The organism is Agreia bicolorata (genome assembly GCF_000938265.1).
Classification (GTDB): domain Bacteria; phylum Actinomycetota; class Actinomycetes; order Actinomycetales; family Microbacteriaceae; genus Agreia; species Agreia bicolorata.
In genome coordinates, this window is the sequence record NZ_JYFC01000002.1 from 583,044 (window position 1) to 609,378 (window position 26,335).

Annotated in this window: 37 protein-coding genes; 35 read left to right on the plus strand and 2 right to left on the minus strand. The window is 64.2% G+C overall.

The genetic code is table 11. The features are described 5' to 3' along the window. Positions 1-10: 10 nt before the first annotated feature. The 18 genes from rpsS (at position 11) to map (ending at position 9,880) form a co-directional block, all read left to right on the plus strand. The gene (gene rpsS / locus TZ00_RS06170) at positions 11-292 is read left to right on the plus strand and encodes a 30S ribosomal protein S19 (protein ID WP_044440015.1); all 282 of its coding nucleotides are present in this window, start codon (positions 11-13) and stop codon (positions 290-292) included. Positions 293-316: 24 nt separating this feature from the next. Next, positions 317-712 (plus strand): 50S ribosomal protein L22, encoded by a 396-nt coding sequence (gene rplV / locus TZ00_RS06175; protein WP_044440016.1) that lies wholly within the window; start codon positions 317-319, stop codon positions 710-712. Further along, complete coding sequence (rpsC, locus tag TZ00_RS06180; protein ID WP_044440017.1) at positions 712-1,521, plus strand: 30S ribosomal protein S3; 810 nt, start codon at positions 712-714, stop codon at positions 1,519-1,521. Before rplV ends, rpsC begins: the two co-directional genes overlap by 1 nt. Before the next feature lie 2 nt (positions 1,522-1,523). Beyond that, positions 1,524-1,943, plus strand: a complete 420-nt coding sequence (gene rplP, locus TZ00_RS06185) for a 50S ribosomal protein L16 (RefSeq protein WP_044440018.1) — start codon at positions 1,524-1,526, stop codon at positions 1,941-1,943. After that, the gene (gene rpmC, locus TZ00_RS06190; protein ID WP_044440019.1) at positions 1,943-2,272 is read left to right on the plus strand and encodes a 50S ribosomal protein L29; all 330 of its coding nucleotides are present in this window, start codon (positions 1,943-1,945) and stop codon (positions 2,270-2,272) included. Before rplP ends, rpmC begins: the two co-directional genes overlap by 1 nt. Next, positions 2,272-2,577, plus strand: a complete 306-nt coding sequence (gene rpsQ / locus TZ00_RS06195) for a 30S ribosomal protein S17 (RefSeq protein ID WP_044440020.1) — start codon at positions 2,272-2,274, stop codon at positions 2,575-2,577. The genes rpmC and rpsQ overlap by 1 nt, the downstream gene beginning before the upstream one ends. 35 nt (positions 2,578-2,612) lie before the next feature. Then, positions 2,613-2,981, plus strand: coding sequence for a 50S ribosomal protein L14 (rplN, locus tag TZ00_RS06200; RefSeq protein WP_044440021.1), 369 nt, complete (start codon positions 2,613-2,615; stop codon positions 2,979-2,981). Positions 2,982-2,984: 3 nt separating this feature from the next. After that, positions 2,985-3,344 carry a 50S ribosomal protein L24 gene (gene rplX, locus TZ00_RS06205; protein WP_044440022.1) on the plus strand — a complete coding sequence of 120 codons (360 nt, stop codon included), beginning with the start codon at positions 2,985-2,987 and terminating at the stop codon, positions 3,342-3,344. After that, positions 3,344-3,934, plus strand: coding sequence for a 50S ribosomal protein L5 (gene rplE / locus TZ00_RS06210; protein ID WP_044440023.1), 591 nt, complete (start codon positions 3,344-3,346; stop codon positions 3,932-3,934). Before rplX ends, rplE begins: the two co-directional genes overlap by 1 nt. A gap of 183 nt (positions 3,935-4,117) precedes the next feature. Then, a complete protein-coding gene (gene rpsH, locus TZ00_RS06215; RefSeq protein ID WP_044440024.1) occupies positions 4,118-4,516 on the plus strand; it encodes a 30S ribosomal protein S8 in 399 nt (132 codons plus the stop codon). Between the two features lie 6 nt (positions 4,517-4,522). Further along, a complete protein-coding gene (gene rplF, locus TZ00_RS06220; protein WP_044440025.1) occupies positions 4,523-5,059 on the plus strand; it encodes a 50S ribosomal protein L6 in 537 nt (178 codons plus the stop codon). A gap of 2 nt (positions 5,060-5,061) precedes the next feature. Next, the gene (gene rplR, locus TZ00_RS06225; RefSeq protein WP_044440026.1) at positions 5,062-5,433 is read left to right on the plus strand and encodes a 50S ribosomal protein L18; all 372 of its coding nucleotides are present in this window, start codon (positions 5,062-5,064) and stop codon (positions 5,431-5,433) included. 29 nt (positions 5,434-5,462) lie between these two features. Then, positions 5,463-6,134 carry a 30S ribosomal protein S5 gene (rpsE, locus tag TZ00_RS06230; RefSeq protein ID WP_044440027.1) on the plus strand — a complete coding sequence of 224 codons (672 nt, stop codon included), beginning with the start codon at positions 5,463-5,465 and terminating at the stop codon, positions 6,132-6,134. Beyond that, entirely contained in the window at positions 6,134-6,319 is a 186-nt protein-coding gene (gene rpmD, locus TZ00_RS06235) for a 50S ribosomal protein L30 (RefSeq protein WP_044440029.1), read from the plus strand. The genes rpsE and rpmD overlap by 1 nt, the downstream gene beginning before the upstream one ends. Next, on the plus strand, positions 6,319-7,008 hold the full coding sequence (rplO, locus tag TZ00_RS06240; RefSeq protein WP_044440031.1) for a 50S ribosomal protein L15: 690 nt from the start codon (positions 6,319-6,321) through the stop codon (positions 7,006-7,008). Before rpmD ends, rplO begins: the two co-directional genes overlap by 1 nt. 129 nt (positions 7,009-7,137) lie before the next feature. Beyond that, positions 7,138-8,460, plus strand: a complete 1,323-nt coding sequence (gene secY, locus TZ00_RS06245; protein WP_044440033.1) for a preprotein translocase subunit SecY — start codon at positions 7,138-7,140, stop codon at positions 8,458-8,460. Beyond that, positions 8,457-9,053, plus strand: a complete 597-nt coding sequence (locus TZ00_RS06250) for an adenylate kinase (RefSeq protein WP_174436064.1) — start codon at positions 8,457-8,459, stop codon at positions 9,051-9,053. The genes secY and TZ00_RS06250 overlap by 4 nt, the downstream gene beginning before the upstream one ends. Further along, entirely contained in the window at positions 9,050-9,880 is an 831-nt protein-coding gene (gene map, locus TZ00_RS06255) for a type I methionyl aminopeptidase (RefSeq protein WP_044440035.1), read from the plus strand. The genes TZ00_RS06250 and map overlap by 4 nt, the downstream gene beginning before the upstream one ends. Before the next feature lie 23 nt (positions 9,881-9,903). Here map and TZ00_RS06260 read toward each other — a convergent pair whose 3' ends face one another. Further along, positions 9,904-11,814 (minus strand): BglG family transcription antiterminator, encoded by a 1,911-nt coding sequence (locus TZ00_RS06260; RefSeq protein ID WP_044440037.1) that lies wholly within the window; start codon positions 11,812-11,814, stop codon positions 9,904-9,906. A gap of 159 nt (positions 11,815-11,973) precedes the next feature. On the opposite strand from TZ00_RS06260, the gene TZ00_RS06265 reads away from it, so the two are divergent. The 17 genes from TZ00_RS06265 (at position 11,974) to TZ00_RS06345 (ending at position 25,356) form a co-directional block, all read left to right on the plus strand. Then, entirely contained in the window at positions 11,974-12,297 is a 324-nt protein-coding gene (locus TZ00_RS06265) for a PTS sugar transporter subunit IIB (protein WP_044440038.1), read from the plus strand. Between the two features lie 36 nt (positions 12,298-12,333). Next, positions 12,334-12,600 (plus strand): HPr family phosphocarrier protein, encoded by a 267-nt coding sequence (locus TZ00_RS06270; RefSeq protein ID WP_044440040.1) that lies wholly within the window; start codon positions 12,334-12,336, stop codon positions 12,598-12,600. Positions 12,601-12,605: 5 nt separating this feature from the next. After that, entirely contained in the window at positions 12,606-14,258 is a 1,653-nt protein-coding gene (gene ptsP, locus TZ00_RS06275) for a phosphoenolpyruvate--protein phosphotransferase (protein WP_044440435.1), read from the plus strand. A 67-nt stretch (positions 14,259-14,325) separates the two neighbouring features. Further along, a complete protein-coding gene (locus TZ00_RS06280) occupies positions 14,326-15,891 on the plus strand; it encodes a PTS mannitol transporter subunit IIBC (protein WP_044440041.1) in 1,566 nt (521 codons plus the stop codon). Between the two features lie 100 nt (positions 15,892-15,991). Beyond that, a complete protein-coding gene (locus TZ00_RS06285; protein WP_044440042.1) occupies positions 15,992-16,429 on the plus strand; it encodes a PTS mannitol transporter subunit IIA in 438 nt (145 codons plus the stop codon). Further along, entirely contained in the window at positions 16,426-17,580 is a 1,155-nt protein-coding gene (locus tag TZ00_RS06290; protein ID WP_044440043.1) for a mannitol-1-phosphate 5-dehydrogenase, read from the plus strand. Before TZ00_RS06285 ends, TZ00_RS06290 begins: the two co-directional genes overlap by 4 nt. 158 nt (positions 17,581-17,738) lie before the next feature. Beyond that, positions 17,739-17,960 (plus strand): translation initiation factor IF-1, encoded by a 222-nt coding sequence (gene infA / locus TZ00_RS06295; protein ID WP_022883252.1) that lies wholly within the window; start codon positions 17,739-17,741, stop codon positions 17,958-17,960. A gap of 85 nt (positions 17,961-18,045) precedes the next feature. Continuing rightward, the gene (rpmJ, locus tag TZ00_RS06300; RefSeq protein ID WP_044440044.1) at positions 18,046-18,162 is read left to right on the plus strand and encodes a 50S ribosomal protein L36; all 117 of its coding nucleotides are present in this window, start codon (positions 18,046-18,048) and stop codon (positions 18,160-18,162) included. 148 nt (positions 18,163-18,310) lie between these two features. Next, complete coding sequence (rpsM, locus tag TZ00_RS06305) at positions 18,311-18,685, plus strand: 30S ribosomal protein S13 (RefSeq protein WP_044440045.1); 375 nt, start codon at positions 18,311-18,313, stop codon at positions 18,683-18,685. Between the two features lie 51 nt (positions 18,686-18,736). Further along, a complete protein-coding gene (gene rpsK / locus TZ00_RS06310) occupies positions 18,737-19,135 on the plus strand; it encodes a 30S ribosomal protein S11 (protein WP_044440047.1) in 399 nt (132 codons plus the stop codon). A 152-nt stretch (positions 19,136-19,287) separates the two neighbouring features. Then, positions 19,288-20,277 carry a DNA-directed RNA polymerase subunit alpha gene (locus TZ00_RS06315; RefSeq protein WP_044440049.1) on the plus strand — a complete coding sequence of 330 codons (990 nt, stop codon included), beginning with the start codon at positions 19,288-19,290 and terminating at the stop codon, positions 20,275-20,277. Between the two features lie 56 nt (positions 20,278-20,333). Beyond that, positions 20,334-20,915: a 50S ribosomal protein L17 gene (gene rplQ, locus TZ00_RS06320; RefSeq protein WP_044440050.1), complete on the plus strand. Its 582-nt coding sequence runs from the start codon at positions 20,334-20,336 to the stop codon at positions 20,913-20,915. Positions 20,916-20,987: 72 nt separating this feature from the next. Further along, positions 20,988-21,854, plus strand: a complete 867-nt coding sequence (gene truA, locus TZ00_RS06325) for a tRNA pseudouridine(38-40) synthase TruA (RefSeq protein WP_238579597.1) — start codon at positions 20,988-20,990, stop codon at positions 21,852-21,854. 206 nt (positions 21,855-22,060) lie between these two features. Continuing rightward, positions 22,061-22,507 carry a 50S ribosomal protein L13 gene (rplM, locus tag TZ00_RS06330; protein ID WP_044440054.1) on the plus strand — a complete coding sequence of 149 codons (447 nt, stop codon included), beginning with the start codon at positions 22,061-22,063 and terminating at the stop codon, positions 22,505-22,507. A 50-nt stretch (positions 22,508-22,557) separates the two neighbouring features. After that, complete coding sequence (gene rpsI / locus TZ00_RS06335; RefSeq protein ID WP_044440056.1) at positions 22,558-23,058, plus strand: 30S ribosomal protein S9; 501 nt, start codon at positions 22,558-22,560, stop codon at positions 23,056-23,058. A 40-nt stretch (positions 23,059-23,098) separates the two neighbouring features. Then, positions 23,099-24,463 carry a phosphoglucosamine mutase gene (gene glmM, locus TZ00_RS06340; RefSeq protein WP_044440057.1) on the plus strand — a complete coding sequence of 455 codons (1,365 nt, stop codon included), beginning with the start codon at positions 23,099-23,101 and terminating at the stop codon, positions 24,461-24,463. A 38-nt stretch (positions 24,464-24,501) separates the two neighbouring features. Further along, positions 24,502-25,356, plus strand: coding sequence for an SDR family oxidoreductase (locus tag TZ00_RS06345; protein ID WP_238579598.1), 855 nt, complete (start codon positions 24,502-24,504; stop codon positions 25,354-25,356). 13 nt (positions 25,357-25,369) lie between these two features. Here the strand turns inward: TZ00_RS06345 and coaA are convergent, their stop codons facing one another. Then, the gene (gene coaA, locus TZ00_RS06350; protein WP_044440058.1) at positions 25,370-26,326 is read right to left on the minus strand and encodes a type I pantothenate kinase; all 957 of its coding nucleotides are present in this window, start codon (positions 26,324-26,326) and stop codon (positions 25,370-25,372) included. Positions 26,327-26,335: the final 9 nt, after the last annotated feature.

The window sequence follows — 26,335 nt, forward strand, 5'->3', positions numbered from 1 at the left end:
GTTGTAGAAGATGCCACGCAGTCTCAAGAAGGGCCCCTTCGTTGACGACCACCTGTATCGCAAGGTTGTCACTCAGAACGAAGCCGGTTCCAAGAACGTCATCAAGACCTGGTCGCGCCGATCGATGATCATCCCCGCGTTCCTCGGTCACACGATCGCCGTCCACGACGGTCGCAAGCACATCCCGGTGTTCGTCACCGAAACCATGGTTGGGCACAAACTCGGCGAGTTTGCTCCCACCCGCACCTTCCGTGGTCACGTGAAGGACGACAAGAAGGGCCGTCGCCGCTAACGCGGTGGCGAAAGGAGGAGAGAAATGGTGGAGTCAATCGCACGTGTGCGACACATCCGCGTCACCCCCATGAAGGCTCGTCGCGTCGTCAACATGATCCGCGGCAAGCAGGCAGTCGAAGCGCTGGCGATCCTGAAGTTCGCCCCGCAGGGTGCGTCCGACCCGGTCTACAAGCTCGTCGCGTCCGCCATGGCGAACGCTCGGGTCAAGGCCGATGCGTCGAACAGCTACCTCGACGAGCAGGACCTGTTCGTTTCGGCCGCATTCGTCGATGAGGGAACCACCCTCAAGCGTTTCCAGCCCCGTGCACAGGGCCGCGCGTTCCAGATTCTGAAGCGCACGAGCCACATCACGGTCGTGCTGAACACGCCCGACGAGGCAGCAGTGGCAACGTCCACGAAGAAGGCAGGTAAGAAGTAATGGGACAGAAAGTAAACCCGTACGGCTTCCGTCTCGGTATCACCACCGACCACGTGTCGCGTTGGTTCTCCGACTCGACGAAGCCGGGACAGCGCTACGCGGATTTCGTTGCAGAAGACGTCAAGATCCGCAGGCTGCTCAGCACCTCGCTCGATCGTGCCGGCGTCGCCCGCATCGAGATCGAGCGCACCCGTGACCGTGTTCGCGTCGACATTCACACCGCCCGTCCGGGCATCGTGATCGGTCGCCGTGGAGCCGAGGCCGAGCGCATCCGCACCGACCTCGAGAAGCTCACGGGCAAGCAGATCCAGCTCAACATCCTCGAGGTCAAGAACCCCGAGGCCGAAGCCCAGCTCGTGGCCCAGGGAATTGCGGAGCAGCTCACCGCTCGCGTCGCGTTCCGCCGTGCCATGCGCAAGGGAATGCAGGGCGCTCAGCGCACCGCATCGGTCAAGGGTGTTCGTATCCAGGTCTCCGGCCGTCTCGGCGGCGCCGAGATGAGCCGTTCGGAGTTCTACCGTGAGGGTCGTGTGCCGCTGCACACCCTTCGCGCGAACATCGACTACGGCTTCTACGAGGCCAAGACCACCTTCGGTCGCATCGGCGTGAAGGTCTGGATCTACAAGGGCGACATCACCAACAAGGAGCTTGCCCGCGAGCAGGCCAACCAGAAGTCGACGCGCCCCGACCGTCGTGACGACCGCCGCGATGGCGACCGTCCCCGTCGTGGAGCTGCCGGCACGAATTCAGGCGCTGGCGCCTCCGCCCCCAAGGCAGAGGCTCCCGTTGCAGCAGGAGTTGAGGCATAACCATGTTGATTCCACGCAGAGTCAAGCACCGTAAGCAGCACCACCCTGGACGCAGTGGCCACGCCACCGGCGGCACCACGGTGAGCTTCGGAGAGTACGGCATCCAGGCCCTTACCCCTGCATATGTGACGAACCGCCAGATCGAGTCCGCTCGTATCGCAATGACGCGTCACATCAAGCGCGGCGGAAAGGTGTGGATCAACATCTACCCCGACCGCCCGCTCACCAAGAAGCCCGCCGAAACCCGCATGGGTTCCGGTAAGGGTTCACCCGAGTGGTGGATTGCGAACGTCAAGCCGGGTCGCGTGCTCTTCGAGCTCAGCGGCGTCAGCGACACGATCGCACGCGAAGCCCTCACCCGGGCCATCCACAAGCTGCCGCTCAAGGCACGCATCATCAAGCGCGAGGAGGGCGACGCATAATGGCGATCGGTTCCAAGGAGCTCGCCCCTGTCGAGCTCGACACATTCGAAGACGCCCGCCTGGTCGAAGAGCTGCGGAAGGCGAAGGAAGAACTGTTCAACCTTCGCTTCCAGTCGGCTACCGGCCAGCTCGAGAGCCACGGACGCCTGCGCGCCGTGAAGCGCGATATCTCGCGCATCTACACGATCATCCGCGAGCGTGAGCTGGGCATTCGTGCCACGCCCGCTCCGGTTGCCGTGGCTCCCAAGGCAGAAAAGAAAAGCAAGGCCAAGAAGGATGCGACCGCTTCGGCAGACGCCCCGGCCGCTGAGGCTGAGGAGGCCAAGTAATGGCAACGACTAAAGATGCGGCTGCAACGCCGGCCGACGAGACCACGGCAGCCCCCCGCGGCTACCGCAAGTCCCGTCGTGGATACGTCACGAGCGACAAGATGGAGAAGACCATCGTCGTCGAGGTCGAAGACCGCGTGAAGCACCCCCTGTACGGCAAGGTCATCCGCCGCACGTCCAAGGTCAAGGTCCACGACGAGGCGAACTCCGCCGGCATCGGCGACCTCGTCCTCATCAGCGAGACCCGTCCCCTCAGCGCCACGAAGCGCTGGCGCCTGGTCGAGATCCTCGAGAAGGCCAAGTAGGCCTCGCGCTTACTTCGCCTAAGGAAGAGTAGAAAATGCTGCAGCAGGAATCCAGAGTCAAGGTCGCCGACAACACCGGCGCCAAGGAGCTCCTCACGATCCGCGTTCTCGGTGGCTCAGGCCGCCGGTACGCCGGTCTCGGTGACGTCATCGTCGCCACCGTCAAAGACGCGATCCCCGGCGGAAACGTCAAGAAGGGCGATGTGGTCAAGGCCGTCATCGTTCGCGTGAAGAAGCAGACCCGTCGTCCCGACGGTTCGTACATCAAGTTCGACGAGAACGCCGCAGTGATCTTGAAGACCGACGGTGACCCCCGTGGTACCCGTATCTTCGGCCCCGTCGGCCGCGAGCTTCGCGACAAGAAGTTCATGAAGATCATCTCGCTGGCGCCGGAGGTTATCTAAGTCATGGCAAACATCAAGAAGGGTGACCTCGTTCAGGTCATCACGGGCGCGACCCAGGCTCGCGGCGGAGACCGCGGCAAGCAGGGTCGTGTTCTCGAGGTACTCGTCGAGAAGAACCGTGTCGTCGTCGAGGGCGTGAACTTCATCACGAAGCACGTTCGCGTCGGACAGACGCAGCGCGGCACGAAGACCGGCGGCATCGAGACCCATGAGGCCCCGATCCACGTGTCGAACGTCGCGATCGTCGATCCCGAGACCAAGAAGCCGACCCGCGTCGGTTTCCGCACCGAAGAGGTAACGAAAGACGGCGTCACCAAGACCGTCCGCATCCGTTACGCCAAGAAGTCAGGTAAGGACCTGTAATGACCGATACTGCAGTGGTGTCTGGCAAAATCCAGCCCCGTCTCAAGCAGAAGTACCGCTCCGAGATCTCGAAGCAGCTCCAGGAGGAGTTCGGCTTCACGAACGTGCACCAGGTGCCCGGACTCGTGAAGATCGTGGTCAACACCGGTGTCGGCGAGGCCGCCCGCGACGGCAAGATCATCGATGGGGCCGTCAAGGACCTCACCGCGATCACCGGCCAGAAGCCGCAGGTCACGCTCGCCCGCAAGTCGATCGCTCAGTTCAAGCTGCGCGAGGGCCAGCCCATCGGCGCACACGTCACGCTTCGTGGCGACCGCGCCTGGGAGTTCCTCGACCGCCTTCTGTCGCTCGCGCTTCCCCGCATCCGCGACTTCCGCGGTCTCAGCGACAAGCAGTTCGACGGACGTGGCAACTACACGTTCGGCCTGACCGAGCAGTCGATGTTCCACGAGATCGACCAGGACAAGATCGACCGCGTTCGTGGTTTCGACATCACTGTCGTCACGACCGCCAAGACCGACGACGAGGGTCGCGCGCTGCTCAAGGCGCTCGGTTTCCCGTTCCGCAACGCGGAGAACACCCCCGCATAGTCTCGTCCCACGCGGTTTTCGACCGCGTGGGATAAGCTTTGTTGTTTGCCGTTTCGCCTGGGTCGTGTCTCACGGCCCAGGCGTAACGCATGCAGCGAAAGGCTCCGCAGGTTTTGCGGAGTTCACCACCAAAGGTCGGCTCCCTCGTAAAGGGTGTCGAAACCAGGCGAAAGGCACCACACAATGACAATGACAGATCCGGTCGCAGACATGCTGACCAGACTGCGCAACGCGAACTCGGCATACCACGACACCGTGTCCATGCCGCACTCGAAGCTCAAGTCTCACATCGCAGACATCCTCAAGGCCGAAGGTTACATCTCGGCGTGGGACGTCAAAGACGCAGAGGTCGGCAAGACCCTGACGCTCTCCCTCAAGTTCGGACCGAACCGCGAACGCTCCATTGCGGGCATCAAGCGCGTGTCGAAGCCGGGCCTTCGGGTCTACGCGAAGTCGACGGAGATCCCCACGGTTCTCGGTGGCCTCGGCGTTGCAATCCTCTCGACTTCCTCCGGTCTGCTCACAGACCGCCAGGCTTCCAAGAAGGGCGTAGGTGGGGAAGTCCTCGCCTACGTTTGGTGATCACTGATGTCACGTATTGGACGACTTCCCATTGAGATCCCTGCTGGGGTCGAAGTAAAGATCGACGGCCAGGCCGTCGCCGTCAAGGGACCGAAGGGCGAGCTCGCGCTCACCGTTGCAAGTCCCATCGAGGTCAAGATCGAGGATGGCCAGGTTCTGGTCACCCGTCCCGACGACGAGCGCGAATCGCGTTCGCTGCACGGTCTTACCCGTACCCTGATCGCCAACCAGATCATCGGTGTCACCGAGGGCTATTCCAAGAGCCTCGAGGTCGTCGGAACCGGTTACCGCGTTGCAGCCAAGGGTGCCGGCGTCGAGTTCGCGCTCGGCTACTCGCACCCCATCACCGTCGAGCCGCCCGCGGGCATCAGCTTCTCGGTCGAGGGCGTCAACAAGCTCACGGTCACCGGAATCGACAAGCAGGCCGTCGGTGAGGTTGCCGCAAACATTCGTAAGTTGCGCAAGCCTGAGCCCTACAAGGGCAAGGGTGTGCGTTACGCCGGCGAGGTAGTTCGCCGCAAGGCCGGAAAGAGTGGTAAGTAACCATGGGTCTCGGAACTAGAGGAAAGAGCAAGGGTGCTGCGCGTTCGCGCCGGCACGACCGTCTCCGCAAGAAGGTCGAGGGCACAGCCCTCCGCCCCCGTCTCGTCGTGACTCGATCGGCTCGCCACGTCTTCGTGCAGGTCGTCGATGACGCCCTGGGTCACACCCTGGCGTCGGCATCGACCCTCGAGGTCGACATGCGATCGTTCGATGGCGACAAGACCGCCAAGGCGCGCAAGGTCGGCGAGCTCGTCGCCGAGCGCGCGAAGTCAGCCGGCATCGAAGCAGTCGTCTTCGACCGCGGCGGAAACCGATACGCAGGACGCGTTGCGGCTATCGCCGAGGGCGCTCGTGAAGGTGGGCTGAACCTGTGAGCACCGAAAACACTACTAAGGAGAACGCTGTGGCTGTTGAAGCCCCGGTAGAGACCGCCGCATCGACGGAGGCAAACCAGACCGAGCCCCGCGAGGCTCGTCGCGGAGGCCGTGAGCGCAACCCCAACCGCGGAGACCGCGGCAGCCGTGACGCCGAGAAGAGCCAGTTCCTCGAGCGCGTCGTCACGATCAACCGCGTGTCGAAGGTCGTCAAGGGTGGTCGTCGCTTCAGCTTCACCGCTCTGGTCGTCGTCGGCGACGGCAACGGACTCGTCGGTGTCGGCTACGGCAAGGCCCGCGAGGTTCCCACCGCCATCTCGAAGGGCGTCGAAGAAGCCAAGAAGAACTTCTTCCGCGTTCCCCGCGTCGGCAACACCATCCCGCACCCGGTTCAGGGAGAGGCCGCCGCAGGCGTCGTTCTCCTTCGTCCCGCGGCTGCCGGTACCGGTGTTATCGCAGGTGGCCCCGTCCGCGCCGTGCTCGAGTGCGCCGGTATCCACGACGTGCTCTCGAAGTCGCTCGGTTCGTCGAACACGATCAACATCGTGCACGCGACCGTAGAGGCTCTGAAGATGCTCGAGGAGCCCCGCGCCGTCGCCGCTCGTCGTGGTCTTTCATACGAAGACGTGGCCCCGGCTCGTCTGCTCCGTACCGAGGCAGCGCTTCGCGAGGCCGCGGCAACTGCGAAGGCAGGTGCATGATGGCCGCGCGCCTCAAGGTAACCCAGATCAAGTCCAAAGTCAGTGAGAAGCAGTACCAGCGCGATACCCTTCGCAGCCTGGGACTCAAGCGCATCGGCGATGTCACGATCCGCGAGGACAACTCGCAGAACCGTGGCTACGTCAACACCGTCGCTCACCTGGTGAAGGTTGAGGAGATTGACTAATGGCTGAAGAAGCTAAGAAGGAGACGGCCGCCAAGGCTGCTCCGAAGAAGGCCGCTGCTCCCAAGGCAGAGACCGCAGCGAAGGCCCCCAAGGCCACGAAGTCCGAGGCCGCCCCCAAGGCGGAGAAGGCTGCTGCTCCGAAGAAGGCCGCAGCCCCCAAGGCTGACAAGGCCGAGTCGGCTGCCGCTGCTCCCAAGGCTGCGGCGAAGGCCGCACCGAAGGCCGAGAAGACCGAAGAGGCCGCTCCCCGCGAGCAGGTCCTCAAGGTTCATCACCTCCGGCCCGCGCCTGGCGCCAAGAAGGCGCGCACGCGCGTCGGCCGTGGTGAGGGATCCAAGGGTAAGACCGCCGGTCGTGGAACCAAGGGAACGAAGGCTCGTTACCAGGTCCGCGTCGGCTTCGAGGGTGGGCAGATGCCTCTGCACATGCGTACGCCGAAGCTGCGCGGGTTCAAGAACCCGTTCCGCGTCGAGTACCAGGTCGTGAACCTCGAGAAGCTCGCCGAGTTGTACCCGTCTGGCGGAGATGTCACCATCAGCGACCTGGTCGCCAAGGGTGCCGTACGCAACAACGAGAAGGTCAAAGTTCTCGGACAGGGCGATATTACGGTTAAGCTGAACGTTGCAGTCGACAAGGTCTCCGGTTCAGCCGAACAGAAGATCGTTGCCGCCGGTGGCTCCGTAAAGTAACGCACCTTCCGGTGCGGTGAGTGATCTATCGCTCACGCGCTACGGTTTCGACGAGAGCCCCCGATAGACTCCATGAGTCTGCCGGGGGCTTTCGCGCCATCACTTTCGCCAATTAGCAGGAGGCATTTTTTGTTTAGAGCCGTCGCGCGGATCTTCCGCACCCCGGATCTCCGCCGGAAGATCGGGTTCACGCTCGGCATCGTCGCACTGTTCCGTCTGGGATCGTTCATCCCCGCACCATTCGTGGACTTCGGAAACGTGCAGTTGTGTCTCGCTGCGAACCAAAACACCTCGGGCCTCTACGAGCTCGTCAACCTCTTCTCGGGTGGCGCTCTCCTGCAATTGAGCATCTTCGCGCTGGGAATCATGCCGTACATCACGGCGTCGATCATCACCCAGCTGCTCCGAGTGGTCATCCCGCACTTCGAGACGCTCCACAAGGAGGGTCAGGCGGGCCAGTCCAAGCTCACGCAGTACACCCGCTACCTGACCATCGCACTGGCGGTGCTGCAGTCGACGACGCTGATCACCGTGGCACGCTCCGGTGCGCTCTTCGGCACCACGACGGTGGCGGAGTGCACGCAGCTCATCACTGACGACGCCTGGTACGCGATCATGCTGATGGTCATCACGATGACCGCCGGTACCGGACTCATCATGTGGATGGGTGAGCTCATCACCGAGCGCGGCATCGGCAACGGAATGTCACTGCTGATCTTCACGTCGATCGCCGCTCAGTTCCCCACCTCGCTCTGGAGCATCGCCCAGGCGAAGGGCTTCGAGACGTTCCTTCTCGTGATAGCCGTCGGACTCGTGATCGTCGCGGCCGTGGTCTTCGTCGAACAGTCGCAGCGGCGCATCCCCGTGCAGTACGCCAAACGTATGGTCGGCAGGCGCACGTACGGTGGCAACAACACCTACATCCCGATCAAGGTCAATATGGCCGGTGTTGTGCCGGTCATCTTCGCCTCGTCGCTGCTGTATCTGCCGGCGCTCATCGCTCAGTTCAACCAACCGCCGGCCGGGCAGGCGCCCGCCGCATGGGTCACCTGGGTCACGAACTATCTCACCAAGGGCGATCACCCGCTCTACATGATCCTGTACTTCCTGCTCATCGTCGGATTCACCTACTTCTACGTCGCCATCACCTTCAACCCCGAAGAAGTGGCCGACAACATGAAGAAGTACGGCGGATTCATCCCCGGCATCCGTGCCGGTCGCCCGACCGCGGAGTACCTCGACTACGTTCTGACTCGCGTCACGCTGCCCGGCTCGATCTACTTGGGTCTGATCGCCCTGATTCCACTGGTGGCCCTTGCGCTTGTGGGAGCCACATCGAACTTCCCGTTCGGTGGAGCATCGATCCTGATTGTGGTCGGTGTCGGCCTCGAGACGGTCAAGCAGATCGACTCGCAACTGCAGCAGCGTCATTACGAAGGCCTGCTGCGATGACCTCGGTCGACACGGCTACGGGAACCGTGCGGCTGCTGATCATCGGTCCTCCCGGGGCTGGCAAGGGCACGCAGGCGGCGAGGCTCGCAGAGATCTATGGAATCCCGGCGATTTCGACGGGCGACATTTTTCGCGCCAACATCAAAGAAGGAACCGAGCTCGGCAAGAAGGTGCAGGCCATCGTCGAGTCGGGCTCATACGTTCCCGATTCGCTGACGAACGATCTCGTGCGCGACAGGCTGATGCAGCCCGACGTGTCGGGTGGATTCCTTCTCGACGGCTACCCGCGTACGACGGAGCAGGTCGACGAACTCGATCGCATCCTCGCTGAGGCGCACGCGCGTCTCGATGCTGTGGTGCAGCTCGTGGCCGATGTTGACGAGGTCGTCGAGCGTCTGCGCAAGCGCGCGCTCGTCGAAGGTCGCGCAGACGACACAGAGGAGGTGCTGCGGCACCGCCAAGAGGTCTACGCCGACCAGACGGCGCCATTGATCGACGTATACGCGGGCCGTGGCCTCGTTGTCGCTGTCGACGCGCTGGGCGAGGTCGACGAGGTCACCGAGCGCATCGTCACGGCACTCGCCTCTCGATGAGCTTTCGCAAGAACATCTACAAGACGCCCGATGAGCTGCGGCTCATGGTGCGCCCTGGACAGGTCACGGCAGCGTCCCTCGACGCGGTGCGTGCCGCGATCAGGCCGGGCATCAGCACCCTCGAACTCGACACCATCGCAGAGCGCGTGATCGTCGAGGCCGGGGGAGTGTCGAACTTCAAACTCGTGCCGGGCTACCGTCATACGATCTGTGCGTCGGTCAACGACGACGTGGTTCATGGCATCCCCGGCGAACGCATCCTTCAGCCGGGCGACATCGTCTCGATCGACAACGGCGCGGAGGTCGAGGGCTGGAACGGCGACTCGGCGTTCACCGTGGTCATCCCCGACGAGTCGCGCCCCGAGCTCGTGGCGGAACGTCAGCGGCTGTCCGATGTGACGGAGGGTTCGCTGTGGGCCGGTATCGCACGTCTCAGCACGGCTCGCCACCTGAACGAGGTGGGCGAAGCAATCGAGGAGTACATCGAGGCGCAGGGCACCTTCGGCATCGTCACCGATTACATCGGTCATGGCATCGGTCGAAGCATGCATGAGGCTCCGCCCGTGTTCAACTACCGGGTGCGCGCCAAGGGTCCCGACGTGAAGCCCGGCCTGGTGGTCGCGATCGAGCCGATGGTCACGCTCGGGTCGATCGAGACGTACGTTCGCGACGACGACTGGACTGTGGCGACCGAAGACGCAAGTGTCGCAGCGCACTGGGAGCACTCGGTGGCTGTGCACGCCGACGGAATCTGGGTCACGACGGCCCATGATGGCGGCGAGGCAGGCCTGGCCCCGTTCGGCGTCACCCCGACACCCATCCGGTAGCTGCACTCCAGGGAACGGGCGGGCTACTTGTCCATGATGTGCACGAGTTCGTCGATGAAACTCGGGAAGTCGACGGCGCGCTTGATGATGCGCTGCACATCGGCCCTGTCGGAGAACACCTCGACGAACTGATCGAAGACCTCTTGAAACGAGGTTCGCCCGGTGGCGGCGAACGCGATGAACGCAATGACGTTCACCCTATTCTCGCCCCACTCCATCGCCGAATCGTTGATCACGATCGCGATGGAGGTGCGGTGTGCGGTCATCGCCATGGCATGAGGCACCGCGATACTGTCGGTGAACGCGGTCGACGACATGAGCTCGCGTTCGATGGCTCCGTCGACATAAGAGCGGTCGATCACGCCCTGATCGACCATTCGGCGACCGAGCGTCTCGATCATCTCCACCTCGCTCGTCACGTGCAGTTCCCTGAAGAAGAGCGCTTCGTCGAAGTAAAGCAGCAGATCGTCTTTGATCTTCATGCGGCGGGCATGGCGACGCACGCGGCTGATGGCTCGGCGCACGTTCTCGATATCGCCATCGGTCAGAAACGGCTGGATGACGACTTCGTTCTCGCGTGGAGTGCGGGAGGCGATCGTCGAGAGCACGAGGTCGGCGTCGAACTCCGTCCAATCGACGTCGGTGCGGGTGATCACGATCGCGACGTCGAGCTCGTCGCCCAGTGCCTTGGTGATGCGCTCGGTGAGCATCTCGTGCATGTCGTAATAGTTGGGGCACACCACAGCGCAGCGCAGTCTGTCACCCCGACGCTGCTTGCGTTCGAGGTAGGAGCCGACGTGCAGCGCGATGAAGGCGATCTCATCGTCGTTGATGTGGATCCCCGCTCGACGCTGGAGCTGGCTCGCGATGAACACCGAGAGCTCGTAGGTCATCGGGTACGACGTCTTCATCGAGCGGGTCAGAGGATTGACCGAATACGCGTTGTCGTGTGCTCGGGCCACGAGGTTGCGCACGTGCAGCGACAGCCGAACCATGAACTCCTCATCGGCGAGGTCGATCAGGTACTCCTGATGCACGAGCGCGACGATGTCGCGCACGGTGGCCAGCACATCAGCGTCGACGTAATTCTCGACGACCTGTTTCGTTGACTCGTCATGACCGGGCGTCACGACTCGGGTGGTCAGCAGCACTGCGAGATAGTCGAGGTCTGGAGCGCTGAGCGATACCGCGAAGTGCTCGACGACGAGACCCGACAGCGCCGAAGCGATCTCCGCCACCCGCGGTCCGGCGGCCACGAGCGGCACGTCCGGCTGCTCGCGGTCTTTTCTCTCGAGAGCGATCATCAGGTGCAGCAGCACATTGTTCACCCCGTACTCGTTCACGAAGTACCCGTGCGCATCGAGCATGTCGATCAATTCCGTCTTGAAGCTCCCGAGATTCTCGGACTCGAATTCGCGCTGCACTCGTTCGAGTTCGAGGAAGCCCTGCGCGCTCTCTTCGCGGAACATACGGCTGAGCAGTCGGCGATGGTTCGCCTCCGAGCCCACGATCGAGACCAGATTGTCGCGCCTCACCAGTGACAGGTCATCTGCTTCGACGAGGAGCTTGACCTTGCGGAGGTCTTGTTCGAGAGTCGAATCGCTGACGAAGAGGCGCGCCGCGAGGCTGCGCGCCTCGAGGCCCTCGGGTGCGTTGCCGAGAAGCCGTACGAGTTGGTAGATACGGTCGCGGGGGGTCTCGGGCTCCACGACCCGACCCTCCGCGCGGAAGGCACTCAGCGCGTCGCGGTCGACCCGGTAGCCGAGTACGCCCGACTGGATCGTCTCGTGCGGGTGCGATGCGCTCTTGGCGGCCGTCACGTAACTTCGCACGCTGCGGCTCGTGACACCCAGCTTGTCGGCGAGCTCGGCAGCGGTCACCCAGCCGTCGGCTTGGGACAGATAGTCCAAGAGCCGTTCGTACTTCTCATTCATGTGCTGGTCGCTCCCGACCCGAGTCAACCATCCCGGGCCCATCCAGACTAATTGCCGCGACGCTGCTTCCGCCCCTGCGGAAATTTTTCTGGGGCGCAACCGGGCGCGAAGCCGTGACTTCTCCGAGAGTATTGAACGTAGATCGCAAGGAGGCGAGAGATGCACAGAGTTCTGGTTGTCTGCGGTGCCGGTGCATCGAGCACTTTTCTGGCCCACCGCATTCGGGCCGCCGCGCACGGTCGCGATATCGATGTGAGCGTCTCGGCATCCAGTACCGAGGGGCTCGACGAGCGAATCGGCGAGATCGACGTACTGCTGGTCGGCCCCCACCTCGCCGCACAGTTCGATGAGCTCTCGCAGCTGGCCGACGCCGCGGGTGTGGCAATCGCCCTCCTTCCCGACACGATATTCGGCGCGAGCGGCGAAGAGACGGCACTCGATCTCGTGCTGCGCAGCGTCGCCCACCCCACCAGCTCGTCGTGACCCACCGAATGAACCACGAAATATCAAGGAGAAATCATGGCTGAACGCACCGTCACCATCGCCTCGACCCACGGGCTGCACGCGCGTCCGGCGTCGATCTTCACTCAGGCCGCGGCCAAAGCGGGAGTCCCCGTGCAGCTGACGAAGGGTGACAAGACCGTGAACGCGGCCAGCATTCTCGGTGTGATCTCGCTCGGCATCGACCACAATGACGACGTTGTGCTGTCTGTCGAGGGCGACGGCGCCGACGCGGTGCTCGACGAACTCGCAGCCCTGCTCACCACCGACCACGACGCCGCGTGAGCGCCATGACATTCCAGGGAGTAGGAATCGGTCGCGGTATGGCGATGGGAACGGTGCTGCAGATGCCGGCTCCGCTGCCCGAACCGCAGGATGCGCCGTCGACGCTGAGCGTCGATGCCGAGAAGGAACGTGCCGCGGTCGCGCTCGCCGCCACTGCGGCAGGCATCCGGGCTCGCGGCGAGCGCGCCGGCGGTTCCGCCAAAGACGTGCTCGAGGCCCAGGCGTTCATGGCCGAGGATCCGACGCTCTCCGACGACGTCAAGGCGCGCATCGGCACGGGCAAGACGGCCGAACGCGCAGTGTTCGAGGCCTTCGCGAGCTTCCGCGACCTGCTCGTCAGCATGGGTGGTTACATGGGGGAGCGGGCGACCGACCTCGATGACGTGTCTCAGCGAGTCGTCGCCCAGCTGCAGGGAGTCGAAGCACCCGGTGTGCCGGACCCCGATCACCAGTTCGTGCTCGTGGCCCGTGATCTGGCTCCTGCCGACACGGCGCTTCTCAACCTCGACAAGGTGCTGGGACTGATCACGAGCGACGGCGGGCCGACCTCGCACACGGCCATCCTCGCGCGTGAGAAGTCGATCGTCGCTGTGGTCGGTGCCGCCGGCGCTCTCGAGATCGCGAACGGAACCACCGTCGTCGTGGATGCCTCGACCGGCACGATCACCGTCGACCCGAACGAAGACCAGCGGTTCGCCGCAAAGATGGCCATTCAGGAGCGTGCCTCGCTCGCGAAAGCACCGGCAGGCCCCGGTCGTCTCGCAGACGATACAGAGATTCCCCTGCTGGCCAACCTCGGCTCGGCGGGCGGAGCAGAAGAAGCCGTGGAACTGGGCGCCGAGGGTGTGGGGCTTTTCCGCACCGAGTTCCTGTTCCTCGACTCGGCGCAGGCGCCGACAGTCGAGGAGCAGCAGGCGCAGTACTCATCGCTCTTCGCTGCGTTCCCGGGCAAGAAGGTCGTGGTCCGCGCGCTGGACGCAGGAGCCGACAAGCCGCTCAGCTTCTTGAACGATGCTCCGGAGGAGAACCCGGCGCTCGGCCTTCGTGGTCTGCGAGCCCTGCGGGCGAATGAGCAGATTCTGCGCGACCAGCTCACCGCCATCCGCAATGCCGAAGCGGAGAACACGGCCGACGTCTGGGTCATGGCGCCGATGGTGTCGACCCTCGAGGAGACCCGGTACTTCACGAGCATCGCTCGTGAGATCGGCCTGAAGACGGCCGGGGTCATGATCGAAGTGCCCTCGTCTGCCCTGCTGGCCGATCGCATCCTCGTCGACGCCGACTTCGCGTCGATCGGAACGAACGACCTGACGCAGTACACACTGGCCGCCGACCGCCTGCTCGGCAGCGTCGCGTCGTTCCAGGACCCGTGGCACCCTGCTGTACTCCGCCTCGTTGGAGAAGTGGGCAAGGCCGGGGCGGCCTTGGGCAAGCCCGTCGGCATCTGCGGCGAGGCTGCCGCCGACCCGCTGCTCGCCGTCGTGCTCGTCGGGCTCGGGGCCACAAGCCTCTCGATGTCGCCCGCCGCGCTCGCCGACGTTCGTGCAGAGCTGCGTCTCTACACGATCGAGCAGGCACAGCACTTCGCCGAACTCGCCCTCAAGGCGAACAGCGCGATGGAGGCCCGCGCAGCGGTGTCCGCCAGCGCGTCCTCCTGATGTAACACCTGCACCGCACACGACCGATCACGCATCCCTCTCAACACAGAAACAAGGAGAAACACTCATGACGACGACGTCAGCTCCCGCTACAACGGGAGGTGCCCGCGTTCGCGTTCAGCGATTCGGCACATTCCTCTCCGGCATGATCATGCCGAACATCCCCGCCCTCATCGCGTGGGGCCTCTTGACGGCCCTCTTCATCGATGTCGGATGGCTTCCGAACGAGCAGCTGGCGACCATCGTCGGGCCGTTCATCCACTACCTGCTGCCGATCCTGATCGCCTACACGGGCGGCCACATGATCTACCAGGTCCGCGGTGGAGTCGTCGCCTCGATCGCCCTGATGGGTGTCATCGGCGGGTCGGACTACCTGATCGCTCAGATCAACGCGGCCGCGCTGGCCGCCAACCCCGACGCGTCGGAGCTCGGCCAGGTGCACATGTTCATCGGTGCCATGATCATGGCCCCGATCGCCGCGTACTCGATGAAGTGGCTCGACGGCCTGTGGGACGGCAAGATCCGGCCCGGCTTCGAGATGCTGGTCAACATGTTCTCGGCCGGAATCTGGGGCTTCGTCCTCCTCATCATCGGGTTCTACCCGGTGGCCTGGGCGATCAACGGCATCATGTCGCTGCTGAGCGGCGCCGTCGGATGGCTCGTCGACACCAACCTGCTGCCCTTGACGAGCATCATCATCGAGCCGGCCAAGGTCTTCTTCCTGAACAACGCCATCAACCACGGTGTTCTGACCCCCCTCGGCATCGAACAGGCCGCCGGCGAGAGCCACAAGTCGATCCTGTTCCTGCTCGAGGCGAACCCCGGCCCCGGTGTCGGCCTGCTGCTCGCGTTCGTCGTCTTCGGAATCGGCGCGGCTCGCGCCTCCGCTCCCGGCGCCGCGATCATCCAGTTCTTCGGCGGCATCCACGAGATCTACTTCCCGTACGCACTGATGAAGCCGACCCTGATCATCGCCCTCATCGCGGGTGGCATGACCGGCGTGACGACCAACATGCTGATGGACTCGGGCCTCCGCGCTCCAGCGGCCCCGGGAAGCATCATCGCGGTCTTCGCGCAGACCGCATCGGACAGCTACCTCGGTGTCGCGCTCTCGGTTCTGCTGTCGGCCGCCGTCACGTTCTTCGTCTCGATGATCATCCTTCGGTCGAGCCGCAAGAAAGATCTCGCAGCCGAGGCCGCCGGCGAGGACGCCCTGGGCGCAGCTCTCGCGGCGAACGCGGCGAACAAGGGCGGCGAGAGCCGCGTCGGCTCCCTGCTGGGAACCGACTCAGCCACGTCGGCGACGGCGAGCAGCGGAGTGGCGACCGCCGCGAAGCTCGAGAACATCGTGTTCGCCTGCGACGCAGGCATGGGATCGAGCGCCATGGGAGCCTCCGTGCTGCGGAACAAGCTCAAGAAGGCAGGCATCACCGATGTCTCGGTCAAGAACCTCGCCATCGCGAACCTGACTGATGACATCGATCTGGTGATCACCCAGAAGGAGCTCACCGATAGGGCACGCCAGAAGACGCCGAACGCCCAGCACGTCTCGGTCGACAACTTCATGAACAGCCCGAAGTACGACGAGGTCGTGAACCAGGTCGCAGCCCAGCACCCCACGGACCAGGCGTAGCCTGATCCTCCACCCCAGGACGCCCCCGGCCGTCGGAGCACGACTCCGGCGGCCGGGCGGCCCGGGCCCTAACACCTACGAAGCGAACGAAGAGGACGTCATGAGCGACAAAGTACTGGATCTCGAATCAATCAGCGTCGACGGCACCGCGACCACGCAGGAGGAGGCGATCCGCGAAGCGGCATCCATTCTCGTAGCCGCGGGGGCCGTGACCGACAGCTACGTCGGCTACATGCTCGAGCGAGAGAAGAGCGTCTCGACCTATATGGGCAATTTCCTGGCCATCCCCCACGGAACGAACGAGGGCAAAGACACGATCCTCGCCTCCGGCCTGTCGTTCGTGCGCTACGCGGCCCCGATCGACTGGGATGGCAACGAGGTGCGCTTCGTCGTCGGCATCGCCGGCAAAGACAACGGCCACCTCGACATCCTCTCGAAGATCGCCATCATCTTCTCCGACGACGACGAGGTTCAGAAGCTCCTGGATGCGCCTGACGCCCCCGCACTCTTCGCGCTGCTGGGCGAGGTCAACGAATGAAGGCGGTTCACTTCGGCGCCGGCAACATCGGTCGCGGTTTCGTCGGACTGATTCTGCACAACGCCGGCTACGAGGTGGTGTTCGCCGATGTGAACGCCGAACTCATCGACTCGCTCGCCTCGACGCCCAGCTACCGGGTGCACGAGGTGGGGGCGTCCTCGAAGAGCTGGATGGTCGACAACTACCGGGCATTGAACTCGGCCACGCACGAGGCTGACGTCGTCGCCGAGATCGCATCGGCCGACATCGTTACGACCGCGGTGGGTCCGAACATCCTGCGTTTCGTCGCGCCCCTCATTGCCCGCGCCATCAACGCGCGGGATGCGTCGCTGAAGCCGCTCGCGGTCATGGCCTGCGAGAACGCCATCAACGCCACCGACCTGCTGAAGCAGGAGATCGTGGCGGGGCTCGACGACGCGGCCCTCGCATCCCTCGACGCTCGTGCCGTCTTCGCGAACACGGCCGTCGACCGCATCGTTCCGGGCCAGGCGGCGGACGCCGGACTCGACGTGACCGTCGAGGATTTCTTCGAGTGGGCGATCGAATCCGGCCCTTTCGGCGACGAACTGCCCCAGATCGCCGAAGCCCACTTCGTCGACGACCTCGCTCCCTACATCGAGCGCAAGCTCTTCACCGTGAACACCGGCCACGCCACCACGGCCTACTTCGGCTTTCTGGAGGGCGCGGCCACCCTGGCCGACGCCATGCGCAGCTCCGAGGTCTTCGCCCGGGTCGCCGCGGTGCTCGACGAGACCAAGGCTCTGCTTATCGCGAAGTACGACTTCGACCCTGAGGTGCAGGAGGCGTACGTACAGAAGAACCTCACGCGCTTCGCAAACCCGTTCCTGCCCGACACTCCGGCCCGCGTCGGACGCCAGCCCGTGCGCAAGCTCGGCCGACACGAGCGCTTCATCGGCCCGGCGGCAGAGCTCGCCGAGCGCGGCATAGTGCCCGAGGCTCTGCTGGGCGCGATCGGGGCGGCGCTGCGCTTCGATCTGCCGGAAGACGCGCAGAGTGTGGAGCTGAAAGAGCTGCTCGCCACGTCGACGGCCGAGGACGCGACGTCACGTCTGACCGGGCTCGACGCAGCCCACCCCCTCTACGCCCACGTGGTGAGAGTCGTCGAGCGGGTGCAGAAGAGTCAGCCCTGAATCGTAGCGGGATCGACTTGCCAGAAAGGCTCATATCACCTAAGCTCGATCTTTGGTGTTTGTACGCCCTTTTCGGCGTGCCGCGTTCGGGTTTCTCCCGGCGCAATCACCCATCCAAACGCACGACCAGCAATCAATAACTTTAGCGATAGTGAGTAATGGCCAAAAAAGACGGTGTCATCGAGATCGAAGGCGCAGTGGTCGAGGCTCTGCCCAACGCGATGTTTCGTGTTGAGCTGACCAACGGACACAAAGTACTCGCCCACATTTCGGGCAAGATGCGTCAGCACTACATCCGAATCCTCCCCGAGGACCGGGTGATCGTAGAGCTGAGCCCCTACGACCTGACCCGTGGTCGGATCGTCTACCGCTACAAGTAACGCTCATCCGAGCGATGTTGATCGCTGGAAAGTAACGGCCCGGGGCATCCTCCGGGTACGAAGACAGCGAAAGCAAGGAATCACCATGAAGGTCAACCCCAGCGTCAAGCCGATGTGCGAGCACTGCCGTGTCATTCGTCGCAACGGCAACGTGATGGTCATCTGCAAGAGCAACCCGCGTCACAAGCAGCGCCAGGGCTAAGCAGCCGCCAGCTCCACCCGTTTCACCCTCACAACACAACAGCAGAACCAGATCCGATCGGCCGAGAGGCTGATCGAGGACACCCGCGGTCGGAGGCCGCGGCACCGGTTCTGCTGCAGACCTCCACTCATCAACAGGAGCCACCACCATGGCACGTCTAGCAGGCGTAGACATTCCGCGCGACAAGCGCGTGGAAGTCGCACTCACCTACATCTACGGAGTCGGTCGCACCAGTGCGCTCAAGACTCTGGCCGACACCGAGATCTCGGGCGACATCCGAGTCAAGGATCTCAGCGATGACCAGCTCATCGCGCTGCGCGACTACATCGAAGGCAACTTCAAGGTAGAAGGTGACCTTCGTCGTGAGGTCGCAGCAGACATCCGTCGCAAGGTCGAGATCGGAAGCTACCAGGGTGTTCGTCACCGTCGTGGCCTGCCCGTTCACGGACAGCGCACCAAGACCAACGCTCGCACCCGCAAGGGCCCGAAGCGCACCGTCGCCGGCAAGAAGAAGGCCCGATAGCGAGAGGCCCCAGAGCCTCACGCATCGCCATAAACGTTTTAGGAGAAAACAATGGCAGCACCAAAATCGGCCGCTCGTAAGCCGCGTCGTAAAGAGAAGAAGAACATCGCCGTGGGCCAGGCCCACATCAAGTCGACGTTCAACAACACCATCGTCACCATCACCGACCCCCAGGGTGCTGTGCTGAGCTGGGCTTCGTCGGGAACCGTCGGCTTCAAGGGATCGCGCAAGTCGACCCCCTTCGCCGCGCAGCTCTCCGCCGAGTCGGCCGCGCGCCAGGCTCAGGAGCACGGTGTCAAGAAGGTCGACGTCTTCGTCAAGGGACCGGGATCCGGCCGCGAGACCGCCATCCGCTCGCTCCAGGCCGCAGGCCTCGAGGTCGGATCGATCAACGACGTCACCCCGCAGGCGCACAACGGTTGCCGCCCGCCGAAGCGCCGTCGCGTCTAAGTAAGCCAACCGCCGATCGGAGAATGGGATTTTTCCCATTCTCCGATCGACGGGTTGTACGTGGTTTCATAACTCAATAACCAGCCGGGCCCGCCACCCGGTTGTCACTGCAAGGTGTCATATAGCGGACATCTGGCCGAAAGGAATCAATAGTGCTTATTGCACAGCGCCCCACGCTCACCGAAGAAAACATCTCCGAATTCCGCTCGCGGTTCGTCATCGAGCCCCTGGAACCCGGTTTCGGCTACACGCTCGGCAACTCGCTCCGTCGCACACTGCTGTCGTCGATCCCCGGAGCCGCTGTCACCAGCATCCGTCTCGACGGCGTGCTGCACGAGTTCTCGACGATCCCCGGTGTTAAAGAAGACGTCACCGAGATCATCCTGAACATCAAGGGACTCGTTGTCTCGAGCGAGCACGACGAGCCGATCACCGCCTACCTGCGCAAGCACGCATCGGGCCAGGTCACGGCTGCAGACATCTCGGCTCCGGCCGGTGTCGAGATCCACAACCCCGAGCTCGTGATCGCGACGCTCAACGAGAAGGCCAAGTTCGAGCTCGAGCTCATCATCGAGCGCGGCCGTGGATACGTCTCCGCCACGCAGAACCGCAGCGAGTTCTCCGAAGCCGGCCAGATCCCGGTCGACTCGATCTACTCGCCCGTGCTGAAGGTGACCTACCGCGTCGAGGCGACTCGTGCCGGTGAGCGCACCGACTTCGACCGCCTGGTTGTCGATGTCGAGACGAAGAACGCCATCACGCCGCGCGACGCCATCGCTTCGGCGGGCCGCACGCTGACCGAGCTCTTCGGCCTGGCTCGCGAGCTCAACACCGCCGCAGAGGGCATCGAGATCGGCCCCGCGCCGGTCGACGCCGTTCTCTCCAGCGAACTTGCCGTTCCGATCGAAGACCTCGACCTGAGCGTGCGTTCGTACAACTGCCTCAAGCGCGAGGGAATCAACACGGTGAGCGAACTGGTCGCCCTGAGTGAGACCCAGCTCATGAACATCCGCAACTTCGGACAGAAGTCGGTGGATGAGGTCAAGGACAAGCTCGTTGAGCTTGGCCTGTCGCTGAAGGACACGGTTCCCGGTTTCGACGGAGCCCACTTCTACGGCGGCTACGACGACGAGAACATCTAGTCGCGCTCTGCCGTCGACGCGAACCTACTTACCTGAACTGATTCTGGAGAAACACCATGCCTAAGCCCACCAAGGGACCCCGTCTCGGTGGCGGACCGGCGCACGAGCGCCTGCTGCTCGCCAACCTGGCTGCCGCCCTCTTTACCCACAAGAGCATCAAGACCACCGAGACCAAGGCCAAGCGCCTGCGTCCGGTCGCCGAGCGTCTGATCACGTTCGCCAAGCGCGGAGACCTGCACGCTCGTCGTCGCGTTCTCGGCGTCATCGGCGACAAGAGCGTCGTGCACGAGCTCTTCACCGAGATCGCTCCGCTCGTCGCTGAGCGTGAGGGTGGCTACACCCGCATCACGAAGCTCGGCTTCCGCAAGGGCGACAACGCCTCGATGGTTCAGATCGAGCTCGTGCTCGAGCCCGTCGTGAAGACGCCGTCGAAGTCGAAGTCCAAGAAGGTCGCCGACGCTCCGGTCGAAGACGCTCCGGTCGAAGACGCTCCGGTCGAAGACGCTCCGGTCGAAGATGTGCCGGTCGAACAGACTGAGACCGTCGAAGAGAGTGCGCCCGTCGAAGACGAGGTCGTGACCGACGCCGCTGCAGAGGTCGAGGCCGACGCCGCCGACAAGGCCGACGACGCCAAGTAGTCAGCACCACCTGCGAACGCCCCGTCATCCGCTCGGATGACGGGGCGTTCTCTCGTTCTATGCTCGTTGACGATGACCGACCGGAGAACTGATATGACGCTCGTGCCGAGTGCCGAAGACCTCGTTCGTGTGCGTTTGGGCATCGCCTACGACGGCACGGGTTTCTCGGGCTGGGCGAAACAGCCCGCGCTGCGCACGGTGCAGGGGGTGCTCGAAGAGGCCCTCGACACCATCTATCACCGCCACGGGCCCGCCCCCACGCTCGTGGTCGCCGGGCGAACGGATGCCGGGGTGCACGCGACGGGGCAGGTCGCGCACCTCGATCTGACGCCGGCCCAGGCCGCTCGGCTGGCACCCGAAGCTTTGGCTCGGCGCATCAACGGTGTGCTCGGGACGACATCGGATGTTGTGGTCACCTCGAGCGCGCGGGCCGACCAGCACTTCGATGCGCGGTTCTCGGCCACGTGGCGTCGCTACGAGTACCGCCTCGCCGATGCGTCGACCGAGCGCAATCCGCTCGAGCGCACGTTCACCGCCGCGTACACCGGTTCTCTCGACGCCGCCCTGATGCATGCCGCCGCGCAGAGTCTCCTCGGGCTGCGCGACTTCGCCTCGTTCTGCAAGCCGAGAGAGGGAGCCACCACCATCCGGTCTCTTCAATCCTTCACTTGGCAACGCGACGATGAGGGGGTGCTGGTGTCGAGACTGCAGGCCGATGCGTTCTGCCACAGCATGGTGCGGGCCCTGGTGGGGGCCTGCGTCGCCGTGGGGGAGGGGCGCTTCGATACGAGCGAACTCGTGTCTCTGAGCGACGCGCTCGAGCGCACGAGCGCCTTCAAGGTCATGCCGGCGCGTGGCCTGATACTGCGCGAAGTGGGCTACCCCGAGGCATCCGGTTTCGCCGACCGGGCCCTGCAGACCCGCGCGAAGCGCACGTGAGTTCGCCGCGGCAGTCGCGGAGCGGCCGCAAATAGGCTAGTCTCGATTCTTGGTGTCCACGCAGCTTCGTGTGGCGCCCGAACTTGAGCCCTCCACGGGCCGCGTTCCCGGGCTTCTTGCCCGTGGTCGAGTGAGTCGATCGAGGAACACGCCACCGGAGTGGGATTTCACGGACTCCTCATTTCGACAAAGAAAGCAGTAATACTGTGACGCGCACTTATTCCCCCAAGATCAGCGAGGTCACCCGTAACTGGGTCATCATCGATGCCGAAGACGTAGTCCTCGGTCGCCTCGCCAGCCACGCAGCGGTCATCCTCCGCGGCAAGAACAAGGCCACCTTCACCCCCCACATGGACATGGGTGACTTCGTCATCATCATCAACGCCGAGAAGGTCGCCCTGACCGGCAAGAAGCTCGCGCAGAAGCTGGCATACCGCCACTCGGGCTACCCGGGCGGACTGTCGTCGGTGACGTATGCCGAGCTCCTCGAGAAGAACCCGACTCGCGCAATCGAGAAGGCCGTTCGCGGAATGCTCCCGAAGAACTCGATCGGTCGCGCCCAGCTGACGAAGCTCAAGGTGTACACCGGCTCCGAGCACCCTCACGCTGCCCAGCAGCCGACGCCGTACACCCTCGACCAGGTCGCCCAGTAGCGACCGGCCCAGACACTTCTTCTAAGACAAGCTAAGGATTCGTAACCATCGTGGCGAAGATCGCAGACCAGATTGACGTTGCTCCCACCGAGGAGCAGCAGAGCTATTCCACCGAGACGCCCGCCGAGGCAGCCGCACAGGCAGCCCCGCGCCCCGCGCTCACCGTTTCAGGAGCGGCCGTCGGCCGTCGCAAGCAGGCCATCGCCCGCGTGCGTCTCGTTCCGGGTGCCGGCACCATCACGGTCAACAGCCGTGAGTTCGCCGACTTCTTCCCGAACAAGCTGCACCAGCAGCTGATCACCGACCCGTTCAAGGTTCTCGACCTGCTGGGCAGCTACGACGTCGTCGCAAAGATCTCTGGCGGTGGCCCCTCCGGTCAGGCCGGCGCTCTTCGCCTGGGCATCGCCCGTGCGCTGAACGAGATCGACGAAGAGAACAACCGCGCGACGCTGAAGAAGGCGGGCTTCCTCAGCCGCGACGCTCGCGTCAAGGAGCGCAAGAAGGCCGGTCTCAAGAAGGCCCGCAAGGCTCCTCAGTTCTCGAAGCGCTAATCGCAGTCGTCCTTCGACTGCTCTAAAAGACAGCACCACAATGCCTCCCCGTCTGTTCGGCACAGACGGCGTTCGCGGACTCGCGAACGCCGATCTCACCGCCGACCTCGCACTCTCCCTCGCTCAAGCCACCGCGGTGGTTCTCGGCCAGGGCCGCAGTGCGGCCGCTCGCGCGGCGACGGGGAGGCGTCCTGTTGCGGTGGTCGCTCGAGACCCCCGCATCTCGGGCGAGTTCATCTCCGCGGCGGTAGCCGCCGGCCTGGCGAGTTCGGGCGTCGACGTGCTCGACGCCGGGGTCATTCCGACGCCGGCGATCGCGTTTCTCATCGCCGACATCGATGCAGACTTCGGTTTTATGGTCTCGGCCTCGCACAACCCTGCGCCCGATAACGGCATCAAGATCTTCGCCCGCGGCGGCACGAAGCTGCCCGACGAGGTAGAAGATCGCATCGAGGCCGCCATGTCGGGCCCTAAGAAGGCGCCCACGGGCAAAGACGTTGGCCGCATCCGCCGATTCGCCGACGCCGAAGACCGCTACGTGGTTCACCTGCTGGCCAGTCTCCCGCACCGCCTCGACGGCCTGCACGTCGTGCTCGACTGTGCCAACGGCGCGGCGGCAGGCGTGTCACCCCAGGTGTTCACGGATGCTGGAGCGCGCGTCACCGTGATCGGTGACGACCCAGACGGGCTTAACATCAACGACGGCGTGGGCTCGACCCACCTCGACAAGCTGGCCGAAGCAGTGCTGCTGCACGGCGCCGATGTGGGCATCGCTCACGACGGCGACGCAGACCGCTGCCTGGCCGTCGATCGCAATGGCACCATCGTCGACGGCGACCAGATCATGGCGATTCTGGCGATCGGCATGAACGAGCGCGGCGCTTTGCGCGACAGCACCCTGGTAGCCACCGTTATGAGCAACCTCGGCCTTCTCGTCGCGATGAAGCAGAACGATATCAAGGTCATCCAGACGAGCGTTGGTGACCGCTACGTGCTCGAAGAGATGAACGCCCACAACTATTCGCTGGGTGGTGAGCAGTCGGGCCACGTGATCATGAGCGACTTCGGCACGACCGGCGACGGCATTCTCACCGGTCTCCACCTCGTCGCCGAGATGGCCTGGCGCGGCAAGACGCTGGCCGAACTGGCCGAGGTCATGACGGTGTTCCCCCAGATCATGGTGAACGTCAAGAACGTCGACCACCACGCCGTGCACACCGACGAGGTTCTCGCCGAGGCCGTACGTACCGCAGAGGCTGAACTGGGCGACACCGGCCGCGTGCTGCTGCGCAAATCGGGCACCGAGCCGCTCGTGCGCGTTATGGTCGAGGCGGCCGACCAAGCCACCGCCGATCGCATCGCGCACAGCCTGGCCGACGTCGTTCGCGACCGCCTCGGCCTCTGAACCGCCGCTGAGCGCGCGCTCGGCGTAGCCTTGGCGGCATGAACATGTCTGCCGACCGCTCATCGTCGTTGCCCCTCGCCGGCCGCACGGCTCTTGTCACCGGAGTATCGCGGCGCCGTGGCATCGGGCTCGGTGTGAGCCGACGGCTCGCCGAACTCGGGGCGAGCGTCTTTGTGCAGCACTATTCTCCCCACGACGCGGACCAGCCGTGGGGTGCTGACGACATCGACTCCGTTCGCGCCGCGGTCCGTTCGGCGCTGGCCCCGGGTGCGGACTTCGGCGACTGGGGTCTCGACCTCGCGGAGTCCACGGCACCTCGCCGTCTCATCGATGCAGCGGTCGACACGTTCGGCCGTCTCGACATTCTGATCTGCAATCACGCGCGCAGCGGCGGAGATGGCTCGATATTCGACATGACACCCGAGAGCCTCGACGCCCACTGGTCGGTCAACGCTCGCTCAACGCTGCTGCTGACCCGTCACTTCGCCGAACAGTTCGCCCCGGACTCGTTCGGGCCGATCGACGAGAGCGCCACGGGCCGGGTGATCTGGATGACCTCCGGGCAGCACGAGGGTCCGATGCCCGGGGAGGTGGCCTATGCCACGAGCAAGGCGGCTCTTGCGGGCATCACCCCGACGGTGGCTTCCGAGCTCCTGACCCGGGGGATACTGCTGAACACCGTGAACCCCGGGCCGGTGAATACGGGATACCTCGACGACGAGCCCACCGACAGATCGGCCGAGGTCAAGAAGGGGGCGCTGCGTTCGATGCCGTTCGGTCGCTTCGGGCTGCCCAGCGACCCCGCCCGTCTGATCGCCTGGCTCGTCTCGGACGAGGGTCGGTGGATGGTCGGCCAGGTTCTCACGAGCGACGGCGGCTTCTCGCTGAGCTGAGCCGCTGAGTCACTCAGATCTTGCGCAGCAGGACCCTGTCGACGGCGTGCGTCGATGATTTGCGCAACACCAGCGTGGCCCGCGATTTCGTGGGCTGGATGTTCTCGACGAGGTTCGGCTCGTTGATCGAACGCCAGATCTCGGCGGCCGTCGAGCGGGCATCGTCGTCGCTCAGCTCCGCGTAGCGGTGGAAGAACGAATTCGGATTCGCGAATGCCCCACGCTTGAGAGCCAGGAAGCGATCGACGTACCACGTGGCGATGTCGCTGGTGCGGGCATCCACATAGATAGAGAAGTCGAACAGGTCGCTCACGGCGAGACCCTGGCCCGGCTGTGGGGGCTGCAGCACGTTGAGTCCTTCGACGATGAGGATGTCGGGCTGCCGCACCACGATCTGAGCCTCGGGCACGATGTCGTAGGCGAGGTGCGAGTAGAACGGCGCGCGTACTTCGGGAACACCGCTCTTGACCGCGCTGATGAAGCGCAACAGGGCTCGCCTGTCGTACGACTCGGGAAATCCCTTGCGGTGCATGATGCCGCGTCGGGTGAGCTCGGCGTTCGGGTAGAGGAAGCCGTCGGTGGCGACGAGTTCGACCCGGGGCGTGTCCGACCACCTGGCAAGCAGCTCGCGCAGCAGGCGCGCGATCGTTGACTTGCCGACGGCAACCGAGCCGGCGACGCCGATGACGAAGGGCGTGGCGGTCTGTCTGTCGCCGAGGTAGTCGCTGGTCGATGCGTGCAGCCTCTTGGCGCCGGCCGCGTACAGATTGAGCAGACGACTCAGCGGGAGATACACCTCGGCGACCTCGGTCATGTCGAGCGGCTCACCGAGCCCGCGCAGTTGAACGATCTCCGTCTCGGAGAGAGGTTGCGGTGTGGACGGCGCCAGATCGGCCCATTCCCTGCGGGCGATGTCGCGGAAGGGAGTCGGGTGGCCCGTGGTTTGGGGGGAGTGCCCGGTATCAGCCATAGATTCCCT